Annotated in this window: 24 protein-coding genes and 1 tRNA gene; 14 read left to right on the top strand and 11 right to left on the bottom strand. The window is 71.8% G+C overall.

The genetic code is table 11. The features are described from left to right. Positions 1–296: 296 nt before the first annotated feature. The 4 genes from H293_RS0110160 (at position 297) to H293_RS0110145 (ending at position 4,265) form a co-directional block, all read left to right on the top strand. Complete coding sequence (locus H293_RS0110160; protein WP_020117764.1) at positions 297–1,247, top strand: hypothetical protein; 951 nt, start codon at positions 297–299, stop codon at positions 1,245–1,247. A gap of 29 nt (positions 1,248–1,276) precedes the next feature. After that, entirely contained in the window at positions 1,277–2,809 is a 1,533-nt protein-coding gene (locus H293_RS0110155) for an APC family permease (protein WP_020117763.1), read from the top strand. A gap of 123 nt (positions 2,810–2,932) precedes the next feature. After that, the gene (locus H293_RS0110150; RefSeq protein ID WP_020117762.1) at positions 2,933–3,661 is read left to right on the top strand and encodes a molybdopterin-dependent oxidoreductase; all 729 of its coding nucleotides are present in this window, start codon (positions 2,933–2,935) and stop codon (positions 3,659–3,661) included. Then, positions 3,645–4,265, top strand: a complete 621-nt coding sequence (locus H293_RS0110145; protein WP_028807717.1) for a cytochrome b/b6 domain-containing protein — start codon at positions 3,645–3,647, stop codon at positions 4,263–4,265. The genes H293_RS0110150 and H293_RS0110145 overlap by 17 nt, the downstream gene beginning before the upstream one ends. 36 nt (positions 4,266–4,301) lie before the next feature. On the opposite strand, the gene H293_RS0110140 is transcribed toward H293_RS0110145, so the two are convergent. From H293_RS0110140 to H293_RS0110130, 3 genes are all read right to left on the bottom strand, one after another. Further along, positions 4,302–4,901, bottom strand: a complete 600-nt coding sequence (locus H293_RS0110140) for a YdcF family protein (RefSeq protein ID WP_028807716.1) — start codon at positions 4,899–4,901, stop codon at positions 4,302–4,304. A 113-nt stretch (positions 4,902–5,014) separates the two neighbouring features. After that, positions 5,015–6,412 carry a GntP family permease gene (locus tag H293_RS0110135; protein WP_020117759.1) on the bottom strand — a complete coding sequence of 466 codons (1,398 nt, stop codon included), beginning with the start codon at positions 6,410–6,412 and terminating at the stop codon, positions 5,015–5,017. Between the two features lie 100 nt (positions 6,413–6,512). Continuing rightward, the gene (locus H293_RS0110130) at positions 6,513–7,019 is read right to left on the bottom strand and encodes a gluconokinase (protein WP_020117758.1); all 507 of its coding nucleotides are present in this window, start codon (positions 7,017–7,019) and stop codon (positions 6,513–6,515) included. 137 nt (positions 7,020–7,156) lie between these two features. On the opposite strand from H293_RS0110130, the gene H293_RS0110125 reads away from it, so the two are divergent. Next, the gene (locus H293_RS0110125) at positions 7,157–7,858 is read left to right on the top strand and encodes a FadR/GntR family transcriptional regulator (protein WP_020117757.1); all 702 of its coding nucleotides are present in this window, start codon (positions 7,157–7,159) and stop codon (positions 7,856–7,858) included. 1 nt (position 7,859) lies between these two features. Here the strand turns inward: H293_RS0110125 and H293_RS49310 are convergent, their stop codons facing one another. The 4 genes from H293_RS49310 to H293_RS0110105 form a co-directional block, all read right to left on the bottom strand. Continuing rightward, a complete protein-coding gene (locus H293_RS49310) occupies positions 7,860–8,252 on the bottom strand; it encodes a YchJ family protein (protein WP_028807715.1) in 393 nt (130 codons plus the stop codon). Next, entirely contained in the window at positions 8,249–9,625 is a 1,377-nt protein-coding gene (locus H293_RS0110115) for a M1 family metallopeptidase (protein WP_028807714.1), read from the bottom strand. The genes H293_RS49310 and H293_RS0110115 overlap by 4 nt, the downstream gene beginning before the upstream one ends. 77 nt (positions 9,626–9,702) lie before the next feature. Next, positions 9,703–13,569 (bottom strand): Pls/PosA family non-ribosomal peptide synthetase, encoded by a 3,867-nt coding sequence (locus H293_RS0110110; RefSeq protein WP_020117754.1) that lies wholly within the window; start codon positions 13,567–13,569, stop codon positions 9,703–9,705. A 285-nt stretch (positions 13,570–13,854) separates the two neighbouring features. Continuing rightward, a tRNA-Leu gene (locus H293_RS0110105) sits at positions 13,855–13,942 on the bottom strand. 199 nt (positions 13,943–14,141) lie between these two features. Between H293_RS0110105 and H293_RS0110100 the strand changes: the two genes are divergently transcribed. The 3 genes from H293_RS0110100 to H293_RS61370 all read left to right on the top strand — a co-directional run bounded on the left by H293_RS0110100 (position 14,142) and on the right by H293_RS61370 (position 16,830). Then, positions 14,142–15,467: a M20/M25/M40 family metallo-hydrolase gene (locus tag H293_RS0110100; RefSeq protein ID WP_007380903.1), complete on the top strand. Its 1,326-nt coding sequence runs from the start codon at positions 14,142–14,144 to the stop codon at positions 15,465–15,467. 146 nt (positions 15,468–15,613) lie between these two features. Beyond that, positions 15,614–15,847 (top strand): chaplin ChpH, encoded by a 234-nt coding sequence (chpH, locus tag H293_RS0110095; RefSeq protein ID WP_020117753.1) that lies wholly within the window; start codon positions 15,614–15,616, stop codon positions 15,845–15,847. 149 nt (positions 15,848–15,996) lie between these two features. Further along, the gene (locus H293_RS61370; RefSeq protein WP_020117752.1) at positions 15,997–16,830 is read left to right on the top strand and encodes a chaplin; all 834 of its coding nucleotides are present in this window, start codon (positions 15,997–15,999) and stop codon (positions 16,828–16,830) included. Positions 16,831–16,916: 86 nt separating this feature from the next. Here H293_RS61370 and H293_RS0110085 read toward each other — a convergent pair whose 3' ends face one another. Then, on the bottom strand, positions 16,917–17,105 hold the full coding sequence (locus H293_RS0110085) for a DUF5703 family protein (protein ID WP_007380901.1): 189 nt from the start codon (positions 17,103–17,105) through the stop codon (positions 16,917–16,919). Positions 17,106–17,152: 47 nt separating this feature from the next. Between H293_RS0110085 and H293_RS0110080 the strand changes: the two genes are divergently transcribed. After that, entirely contained in the window at positions 17,153–17,824 is a 672-nt protein-coding gene (locus tag H293_RS0110080; RefSeq protein WP_028807713.1) for a hypothetical protein, read from the top strand. 62 nt (positions 17,825–17,886) lie between these two features. Here H293_RS0110080 and H293_RS0110075 read toward each other — a convergent pair whose 3' ends face one another. Further along, positions 17,887–20,097: a helix-hairpin-helix domain-containing protein gene (locus H293_RS0110075; protein WP_020117750.1), complete on the bottom strand. Its 2,211-nt coding sequence runs from the start codon at positions 20,095–20,097 to the stop codon at positions 17,887–17,889. Then, positions 20,094–21,077, bottom strand: coding sequence for an aldo/keto reductase (locus tag H293_RS0110070; protein WP_028807712.1), 984 nt, complete (start codon positions 21,075–21,077; stop codon positions 20,094–20,096). Before H293_RS0110070 ends, H293_RS0110075 begins: the two co-directional genes overlap by 4 nt. Positions 21,078–21,252: 175 nt before the next feature. Between H293_RS0110070 and H293_RS0110065 the strand changes: the two genes are divergently transcribed. Continuing rightward, positions 21,253–22,308 (top strand): LLM class F420-dependent oxidoreductase, encoded by a 1,056-nt coding sequence (locus H293_RS0110065; protein ID WP_020117748.1) that lies wholly within the window; start codon positions 21,253–21,255, stop codon positions 22,306–22,308. A 225-nt stretch (positions 22,309–22,533) separates the two neighbouring features. Then, on the top strand, positions 22,534–23,322 hold the full coding sequence (locus tag H293_RS0110060) for a ferritin-like domain-containing protein (RefSeq protein WP_020117747.1): 789 nt from the start codon (positions 22,534–22,536) through the stop codon (positions 23,320–23,322). 7 nt (positions 23,323–23,329) lie between these two features. Here the strand turns inward: H293_RS0110060 and corA are convergent, their stop codons facing one another. Further along, complete coding sequence (gene corA / locus H293_RS0110055) at positions 23,330–24,325, bottom strand: magnesium/cobalt transporter CorA (RefSeq protein WP_020117746.1); 996 nt, start codon at positions 24,323–24,325, stop codon at positions 23,330–23,332. 62 nt (positions 24,326–24,387) lie between these two features. On the opposite strand from corA, the gene H293_RS0110050 reads away from it, so the two are divergent. The 3 genes from H293_RS0110050 (at position 24,388) to H293_RS0110040 (ending at position 26,546) form a co-directional block, all read left to right on the top strand. Next, positions 24,388–25,074, top strand: a complete 687-nt coding sequence (locus tag H293_RS0110050; RefSeq protein ID WP_020117745.1) for a histidine phosphatase family protein — start codon at positions 24,388–24,390, stop codon at positions 25,072–25,074. A 105-nt stretch (positions 25,075–25,179) separates the two neighbouring features. Continuing rightward, complete coding sequence (locus tag H293_RS0110045) at positions 25,180–25,770, top strand: DUF3090 domain-containing protein (protein ID WP_020117744.1); 591 nt, start codon at positions 25,180–25,182, stop codon at positions 25,768–25,770. Then, complete coding sequence (locus H293_RS0110040; protein WP_199790146.1) at positions 25,734–26,546, top strand: SCO1664 family protein; 813 nt, start codon at positions 25,734–25,736, stop codon at positions 26,544–26,546. Before H293_RS0110045 ends, H293_RS0110040 begins: the two co-directional genes overlap by 37 nt. Positions 26,547–26,580: the final 34 nt, after the last annotated feature.

The raw sequence follows: 26,580 nt of genomic DNA, 5'->3' as shown, positions 1-26,580 counted from the left end.
ATCGCCACAACTTCCTCTCGGGCGTGGAGAGTTGACGCGTGTAATGCGCCTTCGACCCTTGACTCAAACCATAGGCGGGGGGTTGGCTGTCCGTGATCAGTCGATGGCCGTGCGAATCGGCACCCCGACCTGCCCGCGTTGACCGTCGGCCTGCCCGCATCCTCCCAGGCATCCCGCCTTTCACCCGGCCCGCACCCACCCCGTCACCCCCTGGCACTCCTTTCCGCCCCACCTGCCCCCTCACCCCCTTCCGCCCCACCGGCCACGTGCCATGTTCCGTGAGGAAAACCCACACGGTGTCCCCGCCCCCACCCCCCTTCGGCCGCAGTCGGAAACGCGCCTCCCAGGCCTTCGACGCGGCCCTCGACGACGCCGAACTCATCGACGTGCGCGCCGCGTTGGCGCAGGGCAGGTGGCAGGCGGCCCGGGCGTTGCTCACCCGGACAGGTGATGAGTGGGACCGGCGGGGCCACCGGGTCACGGTGCTCGCGGCCGAGCCGTACAGCGACGCCTGGGCCAGGGACTGGCTGGTGGCCGAGCCGGACTCCGCCGACGCCGCCGTACTGCTCGCCCTCGCGCTGGTCCAGCGCGTCCGGCGGGGCAAGGGCAAGCCCGTCGCCGCCCGCGAGGCCTGCCGGACCGCGGCCGGCCTCGCGCCCGCCGACCCGACCCCCTGGCTCGGCCTGCTGATGCTGGAGCGGGACCTCGGGGCGGCGGACGAGGTGGCCCACGTCTTCGGTGAGATCCGACGGCGGCACGCCGACCACCACCACGCCCACCACCTGATGGTCGCCCGGCTCGCCGAGCGCCGGGCCGACACCGGCCCCGACCCGCTGCACGAGGTCTACGACTTCGCCAACTGGGCCGCCGAACAGGCCCCCGCCGACTCACCGCTCGCGATCCTGCCGGTCATCGCGCACACCGAGCGCTACCGTGCCCTGGCCGCCGCCGGGCACGAGCCGCACGACCCCGCCGCCTCCGCCCACTGGACCGGCCGCCGGGCCCGGCAGGTGATGAAGGCGGCCTTCGACTGGTGGCTGGAATGGGAGCACGAGGGCCATCCCCGCCGCCTGGTCGACCTCAACTTCCTCGCCCACGCGAAGGTCTGCGAGGGCCGCGGCGCCGAGGCCGCCGCCCTCTTCCACCGCATCGGCGAACGCCCCACCCCGGCCCCCTGGTCCTATCCGGACCGCGAGCCGTACTCCGCCTTCCGTGCCGCCCGCGACACCGCGCTCGGCACGGTGTGACACCCCCGAACCCCAGAAGGACGGTCCCCATGGCCACCGAGAGTTCCAGCAAGAGCAGACCAGGCATCAGTACGTTCAAGGGGCAGGACCGCGCGCTGCGGGCCGGCCGGCTCGGCACCGGGGGCCTGCTGCTCTCCGTCCTCGCGGCGACCGCCCCTCTCATGGTCGTCGCGGGTGTCATGCCCACTACATTCGCAGTGATGGGGATCGTCGGCCAGCCCCTCCTCTTCGTCATCCTCGGCGTCGTCCTGGTCCTGTTCAGCGTCGGTTACGCCGAGATGAGCCGGCACGTCCACAACGCCGGTGCCTTCTACGCCTACATCTCCCGCGGCCTCGGCGGCACCGCCGGGGCGAGCGCGGCCCTCGTCGCCCTGGTCGCCTACAACGCCCTCCAGGTCGGCATCTACGGCATCTTCGGCTTCGAGGTCTCCAGCCTGCTCGCCACCTACGCCGACCTGTCGGTGGCCTGGTGGATACCGGCGCTGGTGGCCGCCCTGGTCGTCGGCGCGCTGGGCTGGCTCAAGATCGATGTCAACGCGCGCGTGCTCGGTGTCCTGCTGATCATCGAGGTCGCCCTGGTCGTCACCTTCGACATCGCCGCCGTCGCCGACCCGGCGGCCCAGGGCCTGTCGCTGCACGCCTTCAACCCGGACACCCTCAGCGGCGCCGGCGTCGCCACCGCCCTGTGCTTCTGCATCGCGGCCTTCACGGGCTTCGAGCAGGCGCCCGTGTACGCCGAGGAGACCAGTCGGCCGCACATCCTCGTGCCGCGCGTGATGTTCCTGGCCGTCAGCGGGGTCGCCGTGTTCTTCGCGCTCAGCAGCTGGGCCCTCACCGTCGCCACCGGCCCGTCGGCGATCGTCGCCGAGTCCCAGAAGCAGAGCGCCGGACTGCTCTTCGGCCTCACCGAGTCCCGGCTCGGCGGCACGTTCACCGACGTCCTGCACTTCCTCTTCGTGACCGGCATGTTCGCGGCCCTGCTCAGCTTCCACAACGTCGTCGCCCGCTACGCCTTCGCGATGGGCCGCGAGGGCCTGCTGCCCGCCGCCTTCGGCCGCACCAACAGCGCGAGCGGCGCGCCCGGCACCGGCTCGCTGCTCCAGACCGCCGTGTCCGTGGTGGTCGTGGCCGTCTTCGCGATCGCCGACGACAAGCCCACGGGTGACCCGACCGTGCCGGTCCTGCACCTTTTCACCTGGTTCGGCAACATCGGCTCCCTCGGTGTGATCGTGCTGATGGCGGCGGCCTCCGCGTCCGTGGTCGTGTTCTTCGTCCGGCGCGGTGCGGCCGGTGCCCAGGCCTGGCGCCTGGTCACCTCGGTCGTCGCGGGGATCGCCCTGCTGGTGATCGCCGTCTACACCGTGAAGGACTTCGACGTCCTGGTCGGCGCGGGCCCGGGCTCCTCGCTGAGCTGGGTGCTGCCCGGCATCATCGGCCTTGCCGTGCTGGTGGGCCTGGCGCAGGGCCTGCTCCTGCGGGCCCGCAGGCCCGAGGCCCACGCCCGGATCGGGCTCGGCAACGAGGCGTTCCAGCTGGAGAAGGCGGCGGGGGAGACGTCGTAATCCTCGTCGCGACCCTCCGCGTACCGGAGGCTCGCTGAGAACCGGGTGAGAAGTGGTTACGGAAGTCTGACGAGCCCCCGCGAGTCCTGGTCCCGCAGGCCTCGCGGGTGTTCGAATGAGTAGGTGAACTCCGAACAGCCCGAGGAGCACCGCGGTACGCCGATCGGCCGCCGTGTCTTCCTCGGCACTCTCGGCCTGGGCGCTCTCGGCGTGGTCGCCGCGCCCACCCTGCAACGCGGCCTGGAGGCCTTCCTCGGCAGCGCCGCCGACAAGGACCCCACCGGTCTGACGGGCCTGCTCCCCAACGGCGGCGGCTTCCGCTACTACTCCGTGACGTCGTCGGTGCCGCACAGGAACGCCGGGAACTACCAGCTCAAGATCGACGGTCTGGTCTCGCACCCGCGGACGTACACCCTGGCCGACCTGCGGGCGCTGCCCCAGACCCGGCTGGTCAAGGACGTGCAGTGCGTGACAGGCTGGCGGGTCCCGGACACGCCGTTCGAAGGCGTACGGCTCTCCGCGCTGCTGGACGCCGCCGGAGTGACCGCCAAGGCGGGGGCCGTTCGCTTCAGCTGCTTCGACGGGGCGTACACCGAGAGCCTCACCCTCGACCAGGCCCGCCGCCCGGACGTCCTGGTGGCCCTTCGCATGCAGGACAAGGACATCGGCCACTCCCACGGCGGCCCGGTCCGCCTCTACGTGGCGCCGATGTACTTCTACAAGTCCGCCAAGTGGCTGTCCGGCATCACCGTCACCGAGGACGTGAAGCCGGGCTACTGGGAGGACCGGGGCTACGACGTGGACGCCTGGGTGGGCCGATCGAACGGGCGGGATGATGATCCTACGAGTTGACGCGGCACCGCAGGCGCCCGTCCGGCGTTTCGGGCGCAGCCAGAAGTGGGTCCACCGCGCGACCGCCGCACTGATGGGCGTCTGCGTGGTGACGGCGGCCGCTCTCTACGTCCCCCAGTTCGCCGAACTCGTCGGCCGCCGTGAGCTGGTGGTCCGCATCCACGAATGGGCGGGCCTGGCCCTGCCGGTACCCGTCCTCATCGGCCTGGCCTCCCGCGCCTTCCGCGCCGACCTGGGCTTCCTGAACCGCTTCGGCCCCCACGACCGGGTCTGGCTGCGAGCCGCGTTGCACCGCGACAAACGCCGGTCCTCCCGCCCGGCGGGCAAGTTCAACGCGGGCCAGAAGGTCTACGCCTCCTGGATCGCCGGCGCGACCCTCGTCATGCTCGGCACCGGCCTGCTGATGTGGTTCACCCACCTCACCCCGATCCAGTGGCGTACCAGCGCGACCTTCGTCCACGACTGGCTGGCCCTGACCATCGGAATCGTCCTCGCGGGCCACATCGGCATGGCCCTCGGCGACCCGGAGGCCCGACGAGGGCTGCGGACGGGGTCGGTGAGCCGGGAGTGGGCGGAACGGGAGCACCCCCTGTGGCGGCCGTAGCGCGAAGCGCGACCTCACACTGCGTACAGCCGCTCGCTACGGCGCGAGCCTCCGCTCGTCGGCCCGCAGACCGCGGAGCGTCCACAGTCCGTACAACGCCAGCAGCGGTTTGACGACGATCCATTCGCCGGGTCGGTAGTCGTCCGCGCGCACCAGCCGCGCCGCCAGATCCGGGCGCTGCCGCCGCAGGTACGCGCGGGCCTTGAGCGCGTGAGCCGGCTGGGAGACGATCTTGATGCGGTCCACGTTCTCGAGCAGCGGGATCACGTTCGTGATGTTCTCCCACGTCGTCGTGGAACGGTCCTCCAGGAGCACCGGTCCCTCGAACGCGAGCACCGACTTCGCGTAGTCGGCCATCAGCCGGGCCTCCGTGGCGCCGCTGCCGGTCGTACCGCCGCTGAAGATCACGCGGGTCCCGTGCCCACCGTCGGCGCTGATCGAACGGATCCCGGCACGGACGCGCCATCGGTTGACCAGGTTCACCGTCGTCCGGGAGTTGCGGTAGCCCAGCACCACCACGGCCGCGGAGGCGCCCTCGCTGTTCCCCACCAGTGCTCGGGACCAGCGCCAGTTCACCCACTCGCCCCAGACAAGGGCCGCAGCCCCGGCCACCGCCAGTCCCGTCCTTCGCCGCATGCGGTGACTCTAGGGCACCTCGACGCCGGCTCCCCGGGGTCGGGCCGGCAACGGCGGACGGGCGAGGCCGGAAACCGTGCCTCGCCCGCTCGGGTGCTCTCGTGGTCGTACCCCTACAGGACCAGCGACAGCAGCAGCACCAGACCGCCCGCCACCACGGAGATGATCGTCTCCATGATCGACCAGGTCTTGACCGTCTGACCGACGCTCAGACCGAAGTACTCCTTGACCAGCCAGAACCCGGCGTCGTTGACATGGCTGAAGAAGAGCGAGCCGGCGCCGATGGCGAGGACGAGCAGGGCCGTGTGGGCGGTCGACATGTCGGCGGCGAGCGGGGCCACCAGGCCGGCCGCGGAGACCGTGGCCACCGTCGCCGAGCCCGTGGCCAGGCGGATCGCCACCGCTATCAGCCAGGCCAGCAGCAGCGCCGGTATCGACCAGTCCTTGGAGATGTCCAGGACCATCTGACCCACACCGGAGTCGATCAGGGTCTGCTTGAAGCCGCCGCCCGCGCCGACGATCAGCAGGATGCCCGCGATCGGCGCGAGGCCCTTCTCGACGAGCGGGGTGAGGCGGTCCTTGCCGAAGCCGGCGGGGCGCAGGAGCGTGAAGATGCCCACGAGGACCGAGGCCAGCAGGGCGATCAGCGGGGAGCCGACGACGTCGAAGACGCGCTGCACGGTGTGGTCGGGGTCGTCGATCACGATGTCGACCAGCGCCTTGGAGAGCATCAGGACGACCGGGAGGAGGATCGTGGCGAGCGTGGGGCCGAAGGCGGGGCGCTTGTCCAGTTCCTCCGAGGCACGCTGCGGGATCATCCGGTCGGGCGCGGGGACGTCCACCCAGCGGGCCGCGACCTTCGAGAACAGCGGCCCCGCGACGATCACCGTCGGGATGGCGACCAGCACGCCGAGCGCGAGGGTCACCCCGAGGTTGGCCTGCACCGCGTCGATCGCCACCAGCGGGCCGGGGTGCGGCGGCACCAGGCCGTGCATCACGGACAGACCCGCGAGTGCCGGGATGCCGATCCGCATCAGGGAGTAGTTGCCGCGCTTGGCGACCATCAGCACGACCGGGATCAGCAGCACGACGCCGACCTCGAAGAACAGCGGCAGCCCGATGACGGAGGCGATCAGGACCATCGCCCACGGCATCGAACGGCCGCCCGCCTTCGCGAGGATCGTGTCGACGATCTGGTCGGCCCCGCCCGAGTCGGCGAGCATCTTGCCGAGGATCGCGCCGAGGGCGATCAGCACGCCGACGCCGGCGACCGTGGTGCCGAGCCCGGTGGTGAAGCTGAGGATGGTCTTGTCGAGCGGCGCTCCGGCGACAGCGCCGAGCACGAGCGTGCCCAGGGTCAGCGACAGGAACGCGTGGAGCTTGAACTGGGTGATGAGCAGCACGATGACGGCGATGCCCACCAGGACGGCGATGCCCAGCTGAGCGTGACCGGCCGAGGTGATCGGCTCCGGTGCGTCCGCTGCCAGCATCTCGACGCTGAGTCTGGTCACGGGGTTTCCCTTGCAGGTACGGGGACGTTCTTCGGAAAGGGGTGATGCGGGGAGAGGGGTGATGCGGGACAGAGGGGTGTCGCGCGAGTGAAGAGCGGTGTTACGGGAGTGCGGCGAGCGCCTTCGCGGCCCGTCCGGTGATCTCCTCCGGACCGCCGGACACGTCCACCACGACCCCGGCCTCGTCCTCCTGGAGGGGCTGGAGCGTGGCGAACTGCGAGTCGAGGAGCGCGGTGGGCATGAAGTGCCCCCGCCGGTGCGACATCCGGTCCTCGATGAGGGAGCGGTCGCCCGCCAGGTGCACGAAGACGACCCCGGGCGCCTCGCCCCGCAGCCGGTCGCGGTACGACCGCTTCAGCGCCGAGCAGCTGACCACCCCGCCGAGTCCCGCCCGCCCGTGCGCCCAGGAGCCGATGGCGTCCAGCCACGGCCACCGGTCGTCGTCGGTGAGCGGAGTTCCGGCCGACATCTTGGCGATGTTGGCCGGGGGGTGGAAGTCGTCGCCCTCGGCGTAGGGGACGCCGAGCCGGGCCGCGAGCAGGGGACCGATGGTGGTCTTGCCGGTGCCCGCGACGCCCATGACCACGACGACCTTCGGGGTACTCATCGCTGCCTCACTGTCTGTTGTCGCCCTCGACATCCGATGTCGACGCAACTGAAGCCGATTACATACGACAAATTCAAGACCCTGTGATGAATAAGTCTGACTTTTTCTTGGCGTGACGCGCCCCGTACTCTGAGTGCATGAGCACATCGGGCCGGGGGCTGCACGGACGCGTACTGGACGCCCTCGGACCCGCGATCACCGCGGGTGAGTACCCGCCGGGCAGCGTTCTGCGCACCGACGAACTCGCCCAGCGTTTCGACGTCTCACGCTCCGTGATGCGCGAGGCGGTCCGGGTCCTGGAGTCCATGCACCTGGTCGAGTCCCGCCGCCGCGTGGGCGTGACGGTCCGCCCCAAGGCCGAGTGGAACGTCTACGACCCCCAGGTCATCCGCTGGCGGCTGGCCGGCGCCGACCGTCCGCAGCAGCTGCGTTCACTGACCGTGCTGCGCTCGGCGATCGAGCCGGTGGCGGCGGGCCTCGCCGCCAAGCACGCCACCGCCGAACAGTGCGCCGAACTCACCGAGTGCGCGCTCGGCATGGTCGCCAATTCCAAGGGCCACCGGCTGGAGGGCTACCTCCTCCACGACATCGCCTTCCACCGGGTGATCCTCAACGCCTCCGGCAACGAGATGTTCGCCCGCCTCGGTGACGTCGTCGCCGAGGTCCTCACCGGCCGCACCCGCCACGAGGTCATGTTCGAGGACCCCGACCCGGCCGCCGTCACCCTCCATGTCCGGCTCGCCGAGGCGATCCGCGCGGGCGACGCGGGCCACGCGGAGGAGCTGACCCGCGAGATCGCGGAAGGCGCCCTTCAGGAACTCGACATCCTCGCGCCGTAGTTCAGCCGAGGAACTCCCCGTCGACGTACACCCAGGTTCCGTCGACCCGCTCGAAACGGCTGCGTTCGTGCAGGGAGCCGCCCTTGAACGAGGCGCGGAACGTCACCGTCCCGGAGCCGTGGAAGGCCGAACCGCCGGTCGTGTCCAGGATCTCAAGGCCGGTCCAGCGCATGCCCGGGTCGAGGTCCAGCGAGCCGGGCCGGGTCCGGGGGTGCCAGGTGCGCAGCAGGTAGTCCCGCTCCAGCTTCACGAAGGCGCTGTAGCGCGAGCGCATGAGCGCTTCGGCGGTGGGTGCCGCCGACTCGCCCCGGTGGAAGCGGCCGCAGCAGTTGTCGTACGGCTCCTGGAGACCGCAAGGGCAACCGGGCCGTTGCCGTGAGGCACGTCGGGTCACGGCTGCACCCTGCCGGTGTTGGTCGGCGGGTGCGTCGGCCGCGCCGGGATCGGCGTCGGCAGCGGAGGCAGCGCCACGCCGTACACCCACGCGTCGAGGAGTCCGTTCAGCGACTCGTCCGCGAACCGGTTGACGTGGGCCGTGAACGTCGAGGTGGTCACGGCCCCGCCCCGGTGCAGCCCGGCCCAGCCGCGCAGCATCCGGAAGAACGCCTCGTCGCCCATGGCGCAGCGCAGCGCGTGCACGGTGAGCCCGCCACGCTCGTAGAGCCGGTCGTCGAACATCGACTTGCGGCCCGGGTCGGCCAGCCGCAGGTCCTGGGGCAGCGAGGACAGCAACCGGTGTGCGGCAGCGGCCAGTTGCTGGGCCGTACGGCCCCCCGAGCGCTCCGACCACAGCCACTCGGCGTACTTGGCGAACCCCTCGTTCAGCCAGATGTGCCGCCAGTCCGCGATGGACACGCTGTTGCCGAACCACTGGTGCGCCAGCTCGTGCGCCACCAGCCGCTCCCAACCCCGGGCGCCGTCCACATGGTTGGCGCCGAACAGCGACAAACCCTGGGCCTCGACAGGCACATCGAGCTCCTCCTCCGTGACGACGACCGCGTACTCGTCGAACGGATACGGCCCGAACAGCTCCTGGAACAGCTCCATCATCTGCGGCTGCCGTGCGAAGTCCCGGGAGAACTCCGGCAGTAGATGCGCCGGGATGTGCCCGTGCTGCGGCACCCCGCCCGGCCCCGGGTCACCGAGCAGCACCGTCTGGTACTTGCCGATCGATAGCCCGACGAGATAGCTGGAGGTGGGCGCGGCCTGCTCGTACACCCAGGTCGTCGTGGACGCCTTGGTCGTACGGGTCAGCAGCCGCCCGCCCGCCACGACCGCGTAGGCGGACGGCGTGGTGATCGAGATCTGGTACGAGGCCTTGTCCGCGGGCCGGTCGTTGCACGGATACCAGGACGGCGCCCCGATGGGCTGGCTCGCCACCAGCGCCCCGTCCTCCAGCTCCTCCCAGCCCAGCCCGCCCCAAGGGCTGTGCACCGGCTTGGGATTGCCCGACCAATGGATCTCGACCGTGAACGCGGCCCCGGGCCGCACCGGCTTCGCGGGCCGGACCCTGAGCTTCCCGCCCCGATGCGTGTAGTGCGCCGGCCGGCCGTCCACCCGGACCCGGCCGATCTTGAAGTCGGACAGGTTGAGCATGAACTCGGCGAGCGGTGAACGCCCCGCGATGGCGTTGATCCGGGCGCTCCCGGCCAGCCGGTTCGGGGCGGGGCGGTAGTCCAGCGCGAGCTCGTAGCGGTGCACCCGGTACCGGGCGTCACCGTGGTCCGGGAAGTACGGGTCCGAACCCGCCGCCTGCTGAACTGCCACTGCCGCTTCCGCTCCCTGCGCCGCGTTGCCACTCGGATCCGCCGGTACACCGCCCACCGACTCCGAGTGGCCCGCGTTCAGGGCCGCCATGCCTCGATCGGGTTGCCGAGCCAGCGGGTGTCGTCCGGGACGGACTCCGCGGCCATGACGAGCGACGCGGGGCCCAGCGTGGTGCGGGCCCCGATCGTGCTGCCGGGCAGCACGATCCCGCCGGGGCCCAGCGTGGCGCCCTCACGGAGCACCACAGTATCCGTCCGCAAGATCCGGTCGTGGAAGAGGTGGGTCTGGAGCACACAGCCGCGGTTCACGGTCGCCGCGTCCCCCAGCTCCACCAGGTCGGTCTCCGGCAGCCAGTAGCTCTCCACCCAGACACCCCTGCCGATCTTCGCGCCGAGCCCGCGCAGCCACGCCGTCATCACCGGCGTACCGGGCACGGCACCCGCCAGCCATGGCACCGCCAGCACCTCGACGAAGGTGTCCGCGAGCTCGTTGCGCCACACGAAGCCGCTCCACAGCGGGTGCTCCCCACTGCGGTGCCGCCCCACGAGCGCCCACTTGGCGGCCACCGACACCAGCCCGGCCACCGCACCGGCCGCGAGCAGCACGACCCCGGCCAGCAGCCAGGCCCACGGCCCCAGCACGCTCAGCGCGGCGATCGTCAGCACGAGCAGCCCGGCCGAGCAGAACACGGGCACGATCCGGCACAGCTCCACCAGCCCGCGCGCCCACAGCAGCCCCGCCGAGGGCTCGTACGTCCGGCTCTGGTCGCTGTCGGCCGCGCTGCGCGGCAGCTTCACCGGCGGCAGCCCCAGATACGACGTGCCCTTCTTCGCCTTCTTCGGCGTCGCCGACAGCACCCCGACGAGGCCGCCGTCCGGCACACTCCGCCCCGGCGCGGTCATCCCCGAGTTCCCGAGGAACGCCCGCCGCCCGATCTCGGCGCGCCCGATCCTGACCCAGCCGCCACCCAGCTCGTACGGCGCGGTCAGCGTGTCGTCGGCGAGGAACGCGCCCTCGCCGACCGTCGTCAGGCTCGGCAGCGCCAGCACGGTCGACACCTCGGCGCCCCGCCCGATCCGCATCCCGAGCAGCCGCAGCCACACCGGCGTGACCAGCCCGGCGTACAGCGGGAACAGCGTCTCGCGCGAGCGGTCCATCAACTGCGTCACGGTCCACGCCTGCCACCCGACCCGGCTGTGCGTCGGATACGTCCCCTCGCGCAGCCCCAGGCTCAGCAGCCGTACGGCGACCAGGAGCAGCAGCGCGAAGGCCAGCCCGAAGGCGAGCGTGGCCGGGACGAGGGCGAGGAAGGCACCCTTCAGGGGCGCGAACGCGGCGAGGAACGGCCGGGCGACCAGGAAGGCCGCGCCGCCCGCCAGCACCGGGAGCATGCTCATGGAGAAGCCGGTCAGGCCGTACATCACCCGCCAGTACGTCCCCCGCGCAGGCCGCTCCTTCGGCCAGTTCCGCTTGGCCTTGCCGAGCTTGACCGCCGGCGCGCCCGCCCAGCGCTGCCCGGTTGGGATCTGCCCGGTGACCGCCGAACCCGGAGCCACCTCGGCCCGCTTGCCGACCCGGGCGCCCGGGAACAGGATGCTGCGCGTGCCGACGACGGCGTGCCCGCCCACCTTGACCTGGCCGATCTCCAGCCGGTCGCCGTCCAGCCACCAGCCGGACAGGTCCACCTCGGACTCCACGGCGGCGCCCCGGCCGAGCTTGAGCATGCCGGTGACCGGCGGCAGCGAGTGCAGGTCCACGTCCGGACCGATCCTGGCACCCAGCGCCCGCGCGTACCGCTCCAGCCAGGAACCGGTCAGCGAGGTCGCCCCGGTGTACTCGGCGAGCCGCTCAGCGGCCCACAGCCGCAGGTGGACGCTGCCACCGCGCGGGTAGCGGCCGGGCTGGACGCCTCGCAGCAGCAGCCGGGCCCCGCCCGCGGCGATCGCGAGCCGTCCGGGCGGGCTGTACAGCAGCAGGGCACCGGCCCCGACCAGCCACCAGGAGGCGGACGGCAGCCAGCCGTAGGAGGGCAGGAGGTTCCCGACGGCAGCCAGCGGCAGCAGCCAGCGCAGCCCCGTCAGCGTGAACAGGGGGATCAGGACGAGGAGCTGGATCATCTGGGCCCGCAGCGGCACCGGCGCGATCACGCGCGCGGCCCCGTCGTCCTGCGCGGACTTCTCCAGGTGCCGGGCCAGCTTGCGCAGGGCGGGCTGCTGGTAGATGTCGAGGACGGCCGCGCTCGGGTAGCGGGTGCGCAGCCGGGTGGTCAACTGGGCGGCGGCCAGGCTGCTGCCACCGATCGCGAAGAAGTCGTCGCGGGCACTGGAGACCGGGATGCCGAGGACTTCCGCCCACTGCTCGGCGAGCCAGGCCTCGGTGCCGTACAACTCCTCCGCCGGACCTGCGGATTCGAGCCCCTCCAGGGGCCACGGCAGCGCGTTGCGGTCCACCTTGCCGGAGGTCCGCGTCGGCAGGTCGTCGACGGGGGCGAGCAACGGCACCAGCGCGGCAGGCAGTTCGGCCCGCAGCCGCTCCACGGCCGCAGCCTGGTCCCAGCCGTCCTGCGTGACGACGTACCCGACGAGGAGCTGATTGCCGCTGCGGGCCGTGCGCACGGCGGCGGCCGCTCCCGCGACCCCCGGCAGCGCCTGGAGCGCCGCGTCGACCTCACCGAGCTCGATCCGCCGGCCACCGAGCTTGATCTGCTCGTCGGCCCGCCCGAGGAAGACGAGCCCCTCGGGTTCCGCCTTCACGAGGTCACCGCTGCGGTACGCCCGCTCCCAGCCCAGCGACTTCAGCGGCGCGTACTTCTCCGCGTCCTTCTCGGCGTCCAGGTACCGGGCGAGCCCGACGCCGCCGATCACCAGCTGTCCGCTCGCGCCCATCGGCACGGGATCCCCGGCCTCGTCGACGACGGCCAGCTCCCAGCCGTTCAGCGGCAGCCCGATCCGGATCGGATCCTCGCCGCTCATCAGCGACGCGCAGGCCACCACGGTCGCCTCGGTGGGCCCGTAGGTGTTCCACACCTCACGCCCCTCCGTCACCAGGCGCTGCGTCAGCTCGGGCGGACAGGCCTCACCGCCGAAGATCAGCAGCCGTACGTCGTTGAGGGTCTCGGGCTCCCACAGCGCGGCCAGCGTCGGCACCGTGGAGACCACGGTGATCTCCTGCTCGACCAGCCAGGGCCCGAGATCGGCCCCGCTGCGGACCTGCGAACGCGGCACCGGCACCAGACAGGCCCCGTACCGCCAGGCCAGCCACATCTCCTCGCAGGACGCGTCGAAGGCGACCGACAGCCCCGCCATGACCCTGTCCCCGGGACCGATGGGATCGTCGGTGAGGAACAGCGCGGCCTCGGCGTCCACGAAGGCGGCGGCGCTGCGGTGCGAGACCGCCACGCCCTTGGGCTTGCCGGTGGAGCCCGAGGTGAAGATGATCCACGCGTCGTGCTGGATGCCGGGCCGGGCGGCGGGGGCCTCACCGCGCCCGTCGACGGTCAGTTCGTGCCCGGCGCCGAGCACGGCCCGCACCTCGGCCTCCCCGAACACCAGCTCGGCCCGCTCGTCGGGGTCCTCGGCGTCGACGGGAACGTAGGCGGCACCTGCGGCGAGCACGGCGAGGATCGCGACGTAGAGGTCATTGGTACCGGACGGCACCCGGACGCCCACCCGGTCGCCGAGCCCGACCCCGGCCTCGGCGAGCCGCAGCCGCAGCCGCTCGACCTCGACGGCCAGGGCGCGGTAGGTGAGCCGGGTCGTCCCGTCGTCCAGGGCGAGCTCGTCGGGGTAGGACCGCACGGACGCGTCGAACACGTCGACGAGGGTGCGCGGGGAGGCCGCGGGACCCCCGGAGAAACGGGCGGTGTCCCCGAACTGTGCGCGGATCTCTGCGCTGAACTCTTCGTTGAGCAGGCCGAGAGCGCTGCTCTCGTCTATGGCTGCCATCGGTCCTCGCGTCTCGATCCCGGGCCTCCGGGGCGCTGGCGGGCCCGCAGGTCTGCCTGGGGTTGTCCGGCTCCAGCTCGTAACAAGCCGGAAATTTTAGTACGAAGCTAGGTCCGCGCCATCGAAACGGCGACTCGGCAAGGCCGTTCGGGGGGCGATGCAGACCTGCCGCGCGCCTTTGACCTGGTGATCTTTACAGCGAGCGAGAGATGCCCCACATACAGCGAACAAGGGGCCGTACACGACGAATCCCCCCGGCCGCCTGAGCGGCCGAGGGGATTCGGCTGGTGTCCGAGGGGGGACTTGAACCCCCACGCCCGATAAAGGGCACTAGCACCTCAAGCTAGCGCGTCTGCCATTCCGCCACCCGGACAAGGTGTCTGTCGTGCGGGGCTTCCCCTCGCGGCGACGAAGGAAACATTACCAGGCTTTCGAGAGGGCCCGATCACCCCCCGTCCCCTCCCGGGGGCGCGCGTGAACGGCGTGTGACGGGCCGGGCCCGGTCTTGGGGCCGACCGGGTCACGGGGAGAGGATGAGGGCAACCACCAGCAGTGACAGCGGGAGGAACAGCGTGAGCGACACGGACACGGCCAGGGGCGTCACCGGCGAGGACGAGGTCGTGGACCTCTGCCGCGAGCTGATCCGGTTCGACACCAGCAACTACGGCGACCACTCCGGCCCGGGCGAGCGCAAGGCGGCCGAGTGGGTCGCGGAGAAGCTCGCCGAGGTGGGGCTCGACCCGCAGATCTTCGAGTCGCACCCGGGCCGCGCCTCCACGGTGGCCCGGATCGCGGGCGAGGACCCGTCCCGGCCCGCCCTGCTGATCCACGGCCACCTCGACGTCGTACCGGCCAACGCGCAGGACTGGACCCACGACCCGTTCTCCGGCGAGGTCGCCGACGGCTGTGTGTGGGGCCGGGGCGCGGTCGACATGAAGGACATGGACGCGATGACCCTGGCGGTGGTCCGCGACCGGCTGCGCAGCGGCCGCAGGCCGCCCCGGGACATCGTTCTCGCGTTCCTCGCCGACGAGGAGGCGGGTGGGAAGTTCGGGGCCCGGCACCTGGTCGACCACCACCCGGACCTGTTCGAGGGCGTGACCGAGGCGATCAGCGAGGTGGGCGGCTTCTCCTTCACCGTGAACGAGCAGCGCCGGCTCTACCTGATCCAGACGGCCGAGAAGGGCATGCACTGGATGAAGCTCACCGTGGCCGGCACCGCCGGACACGGCTCGATGATCCACCGGGACAATGCCATCACCGAACTGTCGGAGGCAGTCGCGCGCCTCGGCCGGCACAAGTTCCCGGTGCGGGTCACCAAGACCACCCGGGCCTTCCTCGACGAGCTCGGCGACGCGCTCGGCACCGAGCTGGACCCGGAGGACATGGAGGGCACGCTCGCCCGGCTCGGCGGCATCGCCAAGCTCATCGGCGCGACCCTCAGCAACACCGCCAACCCCACCCAGCTCGGCGCCGGCTACAAGGTCAACGTCATCCCGGGCGAGGCCACCGCGCACGTCGACGGGCGGTTCCTGCCCGGCTTCGAGGAGGAGTTCCTCGCCGACCTCGACAAGATCCTCGGCCCCAAGGTCAGGCGCGAGGACGTGCACTCCGACAAGGCCGTCGAGACCACCTTCGACGGTGCGCTCGTGGACGCCATGCAGTCCGCGCTGGTCGCCGAGGACCCGGCCGCCAAGGCCATCCCCTACATGCTCTCCGGCGGCACCGACGCCAAGTCCTTCGACGAGCTCGGCATCCGCGGCTTCGGCTTCGCGCCGCTCAAGCTGCCCCCGGAGCTGGACTTCGCCGGGATGTTCCACGGTGTCGACGAGCGGGTGCCCGTGGACGGCCTGAAGTTCGGCGTGCGCGTTCTCGACCGGTTCATCGACGCGAGCTGACGCGTGTTGACGTGGTTATTCGGCCGGGCGTGCGAAATTGGCCGAGAAGAGTGAATGCGCTCATAAGCTCGTATCCCCATTACTCCCTCCTCGTTACAGGTGATGCGATCCGCTACTTGGGGTCGCATTGCCAACAAGGAGGAACAATGATCAAGAAGATCGTCGCCGCTGCGGCTGCCACTGGTGGCCTGGTTCTCGCGGGTGCGGGCCTTGCCGTCGCCGATGCGGGTGCGCAGGGTGCCGCTGTGGGCTCCCCGGGTGTGCTGTCCGGCAATGTCGTGCAGGTTCCCGTTCACGTCCCGGTGAACGTCTGCGGCAACACGGTCTCCGTGATCGGCCTGCTGAACCCCGCCTTCGGCAACACCTGCATCAACAAGTGACGTTGTGCCTCGCCCTTAGTTAACAGGGATGAGCCCGTCGGCCCCGGAGTGCAAGCCATGCGCTCCGGGGCCGACCGGCCTTTTCGAAAAGAAAAGGAACCGCGATACAGCGGAATTTCGAGACAAGGTCGAAAGCAGGGATTAGGTACATGCGACAAGTCACCCGCAAGGGCCTGATGACAGTGGCGGCCGCGACCGGCGTGATCGCCGCCGCAGGAGGCGCTGCCCACGCGGACGCGGGCGCGAGCGGAACAAGCGCGAACTCTCCCGGCGTACTGTCGGGCAACACGGTGTCGGCGCCGGTGCACGCACCGGTGAACGCGTGCGGCAACACCGTGAACGTCGTCGGGGTCCTCAACCCCGCGATGGGCAACAGCTGCGCCAACAAGGGCGGCGGCGCCCCCGGTGGGGACCGCGGCTCGGGCGGCTCCACGGGACACGGCGGCGGTCACGGCGGGCACGGGCACGGCGGACACGGCGGCTCAGGAGGCTCCGGTTCCGGGGGCTCGGGGGGCTCGCACGCCGGCGGTCACACCGGTGGCTCACCCGGCGTGGGCTCGGGCAACCACGTCGAGGCGCCGATCGACGTCCCGGTGAACGCCTGCGGCAACAGCGTCGACGTCATCGGCATCGGCAACCCCGCCATGGGCAACGGCTGCGGCAGCGGTTCCGGCGGCGGGCAGCACACCCCGCCCGGATCACCGGAACAGCCCGGCACCCCGGCGCAGCCCGGCACTCCGGGCCACCCCGGCGACCCGGTGGAGCCCGGCCACCCCGGCTCCCCGGCCACTCCGCCCGGAGCGCACGGCGGGGGACCGGGCGGCGGCAACCACCCCGGCACCCAGACGGTCACCCAGCCCCTGGGCAGCGCGCAGCTCGCACAGACCGGCAGCGACCTGCCGATCGGGCTGGCCATCCCGGTGGGCGCAGGGGCGCTTCTGGCGGGCGCGGTGCTCTACCGCAAGGCGCGGGCTTCGGCCTAGGGCATGCCGCCTGAACTCTGCCTAGGACATCCCGCGTGAAACGGAGCGGGCCCCGCCTCGGCGGGGCCCGCTCCGTTCGTGCTGTCTCACCACGTGGCACGCACCTGGCGGATGATCCGCCGGCGCAACCGCACCCTGCGGCTGCCGTCGCGCATGAGACTCAGTCGGTCCAACTCCCAGTGTCCGTACTCGGCATGGTCCGTCAGCAGACGTGTGGCGTCCTTGCGGGAGACACCCCGCGGTACGTACACGTCGACAAATTCGTATTCCGGCATCGCATCTATTGTGCGGGCCGGGGCCCGCTACGGATAGCGTCTGCACTATGTCTGATGCTGTGCAGCCCACCGCTGCCGAGGTACGTGCCGCCGCCGAGGCGGTCAAGACCGCGCTCGACCGCCACCTGGCCGCGGTCGAACGGAGGTCGGGGGAGGACGACCCCGCCGTATACGAGGCCTTCAACGAACTGGCCGCGGCCGCCGAGGTGTACGACGAGCTGCTCTACGACCGCTACGACGAGGTCACCCCCTTCGAGATCCCCGGCGCGGAGGACGCCACGCCGTACACGGGCCCCGAGGAGCCGAACGCGCTCAGCGTGCTGATCCGCCGTGACTACGCCGTGGTGGAGCCGCAGCGGTTGCTGGCGCAGGCCCAGCGGGTCGAGGCGGCCGACGAGGGGCTCGGCACGGAGGCCTCCGGCACGGTGCACGGTGCGCTGGAAGTGCTGTTCGGCGAGTTCGAGCCCGACGAGATCGCCTCCCGGCACAAGGAGTTCGGTCTTGAGGAGGGCGACTCCACGCTGTGGGTGACCGCGGCGGACGAACCGGCCGAGCCCGGGGAGTGGCTGGAGACGCCGTTCGAGCAGGTCGACGTCGAGCGGGTGGTGTGCCGGTTCGATGTCAGCGCGGTGTTCGACGACGATGACGATCTCGACGACGCCGACGAGCCCGACGCCGAGGGCGAGGATGTGGAACCCCTGGACGTGGATCGCCGCTGAGGCGCAGGAAAAGGAGCGCGGCCCCGGAGATTTTTCCGGGGCCGCGCTCCTTTGCGTGCGCCTCAGCCGGCCGTCGGGGCCCCGAGGAGGACGGGCAGCCGGGTCGTCCGGGGCTTGGCCGGGATCTCGGCGACCGCCCTCGGCAGGGCCTGTTCCACGCCGTGGACCACGGACAGGTGGCGTTCCGCCCTGCCGAACGCCGTGTAGACCCAGGGCCGGCTGAGGGCCTGCGCCGCGTCCCCGGGCAGCACCACCACGGCCGCGGGCCAGCGGCCGCCGACCGCCTGGTGCGCGGTCAGGGCCCAGCCGTGCCGCACGGTCTGCTCCACCCGCTCCTTCGGTACGACCACGGGCTCACCGGAGCAGGTCAGGTGCAGGCCGTCCGCGTCGGCCTTCACCACCTGGCCCGGGAGCGTACGGCCCGGTGCGGGGGAGTAGGCGACGCGGTCACCGGGGTCGAATCCGCCGAACCGGCCGGGGCCGGGGTTGAGGCGCTCCTTCAGGGCAGCGTTGAGCGCGCGGGTGCCGACGGCGCCGCCGTGGCCCGGGGTGATCACCTGGGTCTCCTCGGCGGGGACTCCGATCGCCCGCGGCACCGAGTCCGCGACCAGCTGCACGGTCCGGTGGACCGCCTCGCCCGCGTCCCGCACCGGCACGATCACGACCTCCTTGCCGGGGGCCTCGACCTGGTTCAGCTCACCGATGCCGATCCCGGAGACCAGCTCGCCCAGGGGGCCGGGGTCCGGCCTGCGCGAGGCGACCTGCGGACAGATCCGGGCGGCGAGCAGATCGGCGAACACCCGCCCGGGCCCCGCCGACCACAGCACCGCCGGATCCCCGCCCAGCACCAGCCGCGCCCCGTCCGGCAGGGACTCCACGAGCAGCGCGGCCGTCTCGACGTCCAGCTGAGGCGCGTCGAGCACGACGAGCAGGTCGAGGTCGAACGCCCCGTCGGTATCCCGACCGGGCCCCTCGGCACCGGAGAGGAGCCCGGCGACGGTGGCGACCTGCCGGGCGGGGGCGTGGGGGTCGGCTTCGTGGAGCAGGGCGCCGAAGCGGTCGCGGCCCAGTGGGCTGTGCGTCGCCGCCCACGCCCGCAGCCCCAGCCCGCGCGCCGCCACCAGCAGCGCCGCCGGTTCCGTCAGGGAGGCCTCGCCGCCGGTGTGCAGGACCAGGCCGGCCGCCGCGGCCGCGCGGATCAGCTCGGCGGCCGAGCCCTCGGCCGACCCCGCGACGCTCTCCCAGTCCGCGGCCGAACCGTCCTCCTTGGGCACCGAGTTGATCAGCCGGGCCAGTCCGTCGGCGAGGCTCTCCTCCGCGAGGGCGTACCGCTCCAGCCCGACCAGGATCCGGACCGGCCGCTCCGCCCCCTCCTCGTCGTCCTCCGCGGGCTCCGGTGCCGCCGGGTCGAGGGCGTCCTGGAAGACCAGCGCCTCGGCCTCGGCGATCGTGCTCTGCACGGCCGCGTCGGCGTCCGGCACGCCCCGCTGGGCCAGCGCGGCCACGAGGGCCGGCATCTCCAGCACGGTGTGCCCGGCCAACGCCGCCTGCTCCAGGAGCCAGACGGTGACCGCTCGCCCCCGCCGCTCGTCGTCCGGCGCGCACTCGGCGCCGAGCAGCGCCCGCGCGAACCCGTCGGCCTGCTCGGGCCGTACGCCCGTGACCCGCAGCAACTGCCAGGGATCCGCCCGCAGCTGGTCGTCGGCCCCTTCGCCGAGGACCGCGGCGACCTGCGCCGCGAGCCCCTCCGGCGCCCCGCCTTCGGCCAGCACACGCCGTACGGCCTCCACGGCCTCCGGCGCGGGTACGCCGACCGAACCCCCGGCCCCGGCCGCCTCCGCCGACACCGGCCGGGGCCGCACCGGCTCCTGGGCGGCCCGTCGCGGTGCCTCGGGCTCGCTGAAGACGGCGGCCACGGGCTTCGCCCCGCTCTCCACCGCCCGTACGGCGGCCAGGAGATCGGCCGCCTTCCCGCTGAGCTTGGCCCCGCTCGCGACGGGCCCCTGCTTCTCGGCCTTCCGGCGGGCGATCCGCTCCCGCTCGATCCGCTGGGCCGCCAACTCGGCCTCGGCCTCGGACAGTCGCGCCTTCTCCGCGTCGTCCGCGTCGACGCCGGCGGAGTCACCGCCCTCGCCCGCGTCGGCCCCCGGTTCCTCGCCCACGCTTTCAGCAGCGCCGGCTCCGGCCGACTCCGCCGTGACCGCTTCACCGCCCACGGCGCCGTCCGCCTCCTGCTCCGGCGCTTCCTCCGTGCCCTCCGGCTCCGTGCTCACAGCGTGCTCCAGTCGTGATCGGGATAGCGGTGCACGGGCGCCGACACATCGTCGAGCGCCCGGCAGATCTCGTCAGGAAGACTAAGGGCCTCCACTGACAATGCCGCCGTGAGCTGCTGCGAGTTGCGCGCGCCGACGATCGGCGCGGTCACTCCGGGCCGGTCGCGGACCCATGCGAGGGCCACCTGGAGGGGCGTCACCGCGAGTCCGTCGGCCGCCGTGGTCACCGCCTCCACGATGTGGCTCGCGGTGTCGTCGAGGTACGGCGCGACGAACGGCGCCAGATGCTCCGAGGCACCCCGCGAGTCGGCCGGGGTGGATTTGCGGTACTTGCCCGTCAGCACACCGCGGCCCAGCGGCGAGGAGGGCAGCAGCCCGATGCCCAGATCGAGCGCGGCCGGCAGCACCTCGCGCTCCACCCCGCGCTGCAGCAGCGAGTACTCCAGCTGTGTGGCGGCCAGCCGGGTCCGGGTCCCGGGCGCCGCCAGCTGCCAGGTGCCTGCCTTGGCCAGCTGCCAGCCGCAGAAGTTGGAGACCCCGGCATAGCGGGCGCGACCGCTGCTGACGGCCACGTCGAGGGCCTGGAGCGTCTCCTCCAACGGGGTGCAGGGGTCCCAGGAGTGGATGTGCCACACGTCGACGTAGTCGGTGCCGAGCCGGGCCAGCGAGTCGTCCAGCGCGGAGAGCAGATGGCCGCGCGAGCCGTCGACGCGGACGTCCGGGTCGGGCACGCTGCCCGCCTTCGTGGAAATGACCAGGTCCCGGCGCGGGACCAGGCCTTCTATCAGGCGCCCGAGCAGATATTCGGCCTCCCCGTCGCCGTACACGTCCGCCGTGTCGACCAGCGTGCCGCCCGCCTCCCAGAACGTTTTCAGGAGGTCCGCAGCGTCGTGCTCGTCGGTGTCCCTGCCCCAGGTGAGGGTGCCGAGCCCGATGCGGGACACGCGCAGGCCGGTACGACCGAGATGCCTCTGCTCCATGAACGCCGAGATTACTGGCCAGAACCTGTCGCGTGGGGGCCTGTGGACAACGGATTCAGACAGGTGCGCGGCAATCGCCCCCAGGTCACCGGCACGGGCCGGGGCCTGCCCGGAGCCGCCCGGCCGCGCTATGGTCTGCGACAAGGACGTTACTGATCGGTAAGGGGAATCGGCCATGCAGCTCGGGATCAACCTCGGCTACTGGGGCGCCGGAATGGACGCGGACAATCTCGCCGTCGCCCAGGAGGCCGACCGGCTCGGATACGCCGTCTGCTGGGCCGCCGAGGCCTACGGCTCGGACGCGGCCACCGTGCTCACCTGGGTCGCGGCCCAGACCGAGCGCATCGATGTCGGTTCGGCCATCTTCCAGATCCCGGCCCGCCAGCCGGCGATGACCGCGATGACCGCCGCCACCCTCGACTCCCTCTCCGGGGGCCGTTTCCGCCTCGGGCTCGGTGTCTCGGGTCCGCAGGTCTCCGAGGGCTGGTACGGCGTCAAGTTCGACAAGCCGCTGGCACGCACGCGTGAGTACGTCGAGATCGTCCGCAAGGCCATGTCTCGCGAGCGCCTCTCCTACGAGGGTCAGCACTGGACGCTGCCGCTGCCCGGCGGCCCCGGCAAGCCGCTCAAGCTGACCGTGCACCCGGAGCGCGAGCACATCCCGCTGTACATCGCCGCGATCGGTCCGAAGAACCTGGAGCAGACCGGCGAGATCGCCGACGGCGCCCTGCTGATCTTCCCCTCCGCCGAGCACCTGGAGGACACCGCGATCCGGCATCTGCGCGCCGGACGCGAGAAGGCGGGCAAGACCCTGGACGGGTTCGACATCGCCCCGACCCTCCCGCTCGCCCTCGGCGAGGACAAGGACGTCACCACGCTCGCCGACACCTTCCGCCCCTACACCGCGCTGTACGTGGGCGGCATGGGCAGCCGCAAGCAGAACTTCTACAACCAGCTCGCCCAGCGCATGGGCTTCGAGGCGGCGGCCGCCGAGATCCAGGACAAGTACCTGGCCGGCGACAAGGACGGCGCCGCGGCCGCCATTCCGCACGACCTCATCGACAAGACCACCCTGCTCGGCTCCGTGGACCGCATCGCGGACCGTATGAAGGAGTACGCGGCGGCCGGCGTCACCACCCTGACCCTGGCTCCCGCCGGCTTCACCCTCGACGAGCGCCTCGCCTCACTCCGCGCCGGCACCGAGGCCCTGGAGCACGCGGGTCTCGCCTGATCGCCTTCGCGATGCTCTACGGCCGTGGTGGGGGCTCGGGGGTCTTCCCCGCCACGGCCGTCACGTGATTCAACGCGCCCGCGCCCGCGCGGTTACGCCCCCTGGTGTCCCCGGTCATCCTCCTTTTGGCGGAGTCGTCCGGCACAGCTGTTGCAGCACCCCTCCCGCCGCATTTGACTCGTTCTTTGCGGATTGCCGCGGAGTCCGGCAGAGAGGTGCCCCACGATGCTTTCGGCCAAGAGCCTGTTCCAGGAGATCCTCGACCACGACGAGTCCTTCCGGCTGTTCTGCTCCATCGCGGCCAGCGGGGAGTCCCAGGGCGGCTGGGAGAACGCCCGCATCGCCGCTCTGGTACCGCCGGGCGAACGTGAACTCGCCCCCAAGATCGCCCGGCACGGCGCCGACGAGGACAAGCACGGGCGGATCTTCAACGCCCTCATGAAGAAGCGCGGTCTCGCACCCGTCCCCGTCCCACCGGAGACGGACTACACGATGCTCCTGGAGAAGCACGGCATCGGTCTCGCCCACGAGAAGCTCCACAGCGACGAGCCGCTGACCGTGCACGACATCGTCACCTACCTCGCCCACAGCCGGGTCACCGAACAGCGGGCCTCCGAACAGATGGAGCTGCTGCGCAAGCACTTCGCCGACCACCCCGACCTCGGGCGGGCGGTGCGGATGATCTCCAGCGACGAGGACAACCACCTCGCCTACTGCCACGAGGAATTGCTGCGCTTCGCCCACGCCGGCCACGGCCGCGCCATCCAGCACACGCTCAGGCAGTGCGCGCTGGCCGAGATCCGCGTCTACCGGGACGTCAGCCTCGCGGTGATGGCCCACATGGGACGGGTCCTCGGCTGGTCCCGCGCGAAGTCCGCCGTCCTCGCCGCGGGCATCCACGGCGTCTACGCCTACGAACGCGCCGCGGGCTGGCGCCGCATGGTCTCCCTGAAGCCGCCGCAGCGCCGCGACGCCCTCGGCGGACCCGCCACCTCCGCCCCCGAGTTCGCCTGAGCGTCCGCTACAGCCAGCCCCGGCGTTTGAACGTCCGGTACAGCAGCACTTCCAGCACGCCCATCAGCACGATCACCGCCGGATACGCCCACACCCAGTGCAGCTCCGGCATGTGGTCGAAGTTCATGCCGTAGATCCCCGCGATCATCGTGGGGATCGCCGCCATGGCCGCCCACGCGGAGATCTTCCGCATGTCGTCGTTCTGCCGGACGCTCATCTGCGCCAGATGCGCCGACAGGACGTCCGACACCAGCCGGTCCAGGCCCTCCACCGACTCGTTCACGCGCGCGAGGTGGTCGTTGACGTCCCGGAAGAAGGGCCGCGCCTTGTCGTTCACGAACGGCACCGTCCCGCCGTACGCCCCCACGCCCGCGAGCCGGGTCAGCGGCATCGTGAGCGGGACGGTGGCCCGGCGGAACTCCAGGACCTGCCGCTTGAAGGTGTAGATCCGCGACGCGGTGCCCCGCGAGCCGCCGCCGTCCGGCGAGAACACCTCCGCTTCCAGCTCCTCCAGGTCGGTCCCCAGTTCCGTCGCCACCTCCAAATAATGGTCCACGACGGCGTCGGCCACCGCGTACAGCACCGCGGTGGGCCCCTTGCCGAGCAGCTTCGGCTCCTGCTCGAGACGCTCCCGTACGGCCTTCAGCGGCGAGCCCACACCATGACGGACCGTCACCACGAAGGCGTCGCCGAGGAAGAGCATGACCTCGCCGGTGGACACGGTGTCGCTCTCCGGCTCGTACACCACCGGCTTGAGGACCACGAACAGCGAGTCGTCGTACACCTCCAGCTTGGGCCGCTGATGCGCCTTGAGGGCGTCCTCCACCGCCAGCGGATGCAGTCCGAACTCCTTGGTGACCAGCTCGAACTCCTTCTCCGTCGGCTCGTGCAGTCCGATCCAGACGAACCCGCCCGCCCGCCGCGCCTGGTCCAGCGCGTCCGACAGGTCCTCGGGCCCCTCCGACCGGTGTCCCTCCCGGTAGATGGCACAGTCAACGATCACGGAGTGTGTTCTCCCCTCGCTCGAAGGACGCCGCAGCCCGGCGTACGCCTACCCTGGGCCGCATGCCCACGTTGATCCTTGTCAGGCACGGACGATCCACCGCGAACACCGAGGGACTGCTCGCCGGGTGGACGCCCGGGGTCGCCCTGGACGAGCGCGGCACCGCACAGGCCGCCTCGCTGCCCGGACGGCTCGAAGGGGTGCCGCTCTCCGAGATCGTCGCCAGCCCCCTCCAGCGCTGCCAGGAGACGATCCAGCCCCTGCTCGACGCCCGGCCCGGCCTCCGGGCGCACAGCGAGGAGCGCATCGGGGAGTGCCACTACGGCGACTGGTCCGGGCGCAAGCTCGCCGAGCTCGGGGACGAGCCGCTCATGGAGGTCGTCCAGGCGCATCCGTCGGCGGCCGCGTTCCCCGGCGGCGAGTCCATGCGGGCGATGCAGACGCGCGCGGCGGAGGCCGTACGCGAGTGGAACGCGCGCGTGGAGCGCGATCACGGAGCCGACGCCGTCTATCTGATGTGCTCGCACGGCGACATCATCAAGTCGCTCGTCGCCGACGCACTCGGACTTCATCTCGACCTCTTCCAGAGGATCTCTGTAGAACCGTGTTCCATCACCGTCATCCGTTACACCCGGCTGCGGCCGTTTCTCGTCCGCCTCGGCGACACCGGTGACTTCGCCTCCCTGGTGCCGCGCGAGGAGGCCCCGGGCGGTGACGCCCCGGTGGGTGGTGGTGCGGGCGCACCGTGATCGTCGGGCGCAGTAGGGTGAAGCGGTTCGCACAAGCGCGTTGACGCGTGGACGATCCCGTCGTTCCCGTCGATCCCGTACTCACGAATCCAATGGAGACAGGACGTGTCCCGTCAGGTGTTCCTCTATGACCCGCCGGACCGTTTCGTGGCCGGCACGGTCGGACTGCCCGGGCGCCGTACGTTCTTCCTCCAGGCCACGGCCGGCCCCAGAGTGACCAGCGTGGCCCTGGAGAAGACGCAGGTGGCCGCCCTCGCCGAGCGGATGGACGAACTCCTCGACGAGGTCGTGCGCCGCAGCGGCGGCAGCGCTCCCGTGCCGGCCGTGCCGCCCACCGAGATCGCCGACACCGCGCCCCTCGACACCCCCGTCGAGGAGGAGTTCCGGGTGGGCACCATGGCCCTCGCCTGGGACGGCGACGAACAGCGCATGATCGTCGAGGCGCAGGCCCTCGTGGAGCTGGAGGCCGAATCCGAGGAGGACCTCGCCGAGGCCGAGGAGAGACTCCTCCAGGACGAGGAGAACGGACCCCCGATGCTGCGGGTCCGCCTCACCGGCGCGCAGGCCAGGGCCTTCGCCAAGCGCGCCCTCGATGTGGTCAACGCGGGGCGGCCGCCCTGCCCGCTGTGCAGCCTCCCGCTCGACCCGGAAGGACACGTATGTCCGCGCCAGAACGGATACCGCCGCGGAGCGTGACCACGGCAGAGGTGCTCGCCCGGGGCGAGCTGACGGTACGCGGGCAGATCCGGGACGCCTCCAACGCGGTGCTGCACTGCTCCGTCTCGTACGAGGGCCAGGAGGTCCTCTGCGTCTACAAGCCGGTCCGCGGCGAGCGACCCCTGTGGGACTTCCCGGACGGCACCCTCGCCCAGCGCGAGGTCGCCGCGTACGAGGTGTCCGAGGCGACCGGTTGGGGCCTGGTGCCGCCCACCGTGCTGCGCGACGGGCCCTTCGGCGAGGGCATGTGCCAGCTGTGGATCGAGGGGGTGCCCGGCAGTGAGCTGCTCGCCCTGGTCGACGCCGAGGAGCCCGAGCCGGGCTGGAAGGCCATCGGCTTCGCCGAGGTCGGCGAGGGGAGGACCGCGCTGCTGGTGCACGCGGACGACGAGCGGCTGCGCAGGCTCGCCGTCCTCGACGCGGTGATCAACAACGCGGACCGCAAGGGCGGCCATCTGCTGCCCGCCGAGGGCGGCCGGCTCTACGGCATCGACCACGGTGTGACCTTCAACGTCGAGAACAAGCTGCGGACCCTGCTGTGGGGCTGGGCGGGCGAGCCGCTGACGGGGGAGGCGGTCGACGTCCTGAAAGGCCTCAAGGAGGCCCTGTCGGGCGAGCTGGCGACCCGGCTGGCCACTCTGATCACCCCCGCCGAACTCGACGCCACACGCGCGCGTGTCGACGCGCTGCTGGACTCCGGCAAGCACCCCGAACCGAGCGGCGAGTGGCCGGCCATTCCCTGGCCGCCCGTCTAGCAGGACACTGCACCCGGGCCCGCGGCGCGCATTG

The sequence above is a fragment of the Streptomyces canus 299MFChir4.1 genome (assembly GCF_000383615.1).
Classification (GTDB): domain Bacteria; phylum Actinomycetota; class Actinomycetes; order Streptomycetales; family Streptomycetaceae; genus Streptomyces; species Streptomyces canus_C.
The sequence above is the reverse complement of the archived record's forward strand: the minus strand, read 5'-3'. Positions and strand labels throughout refer to the sequence as shown.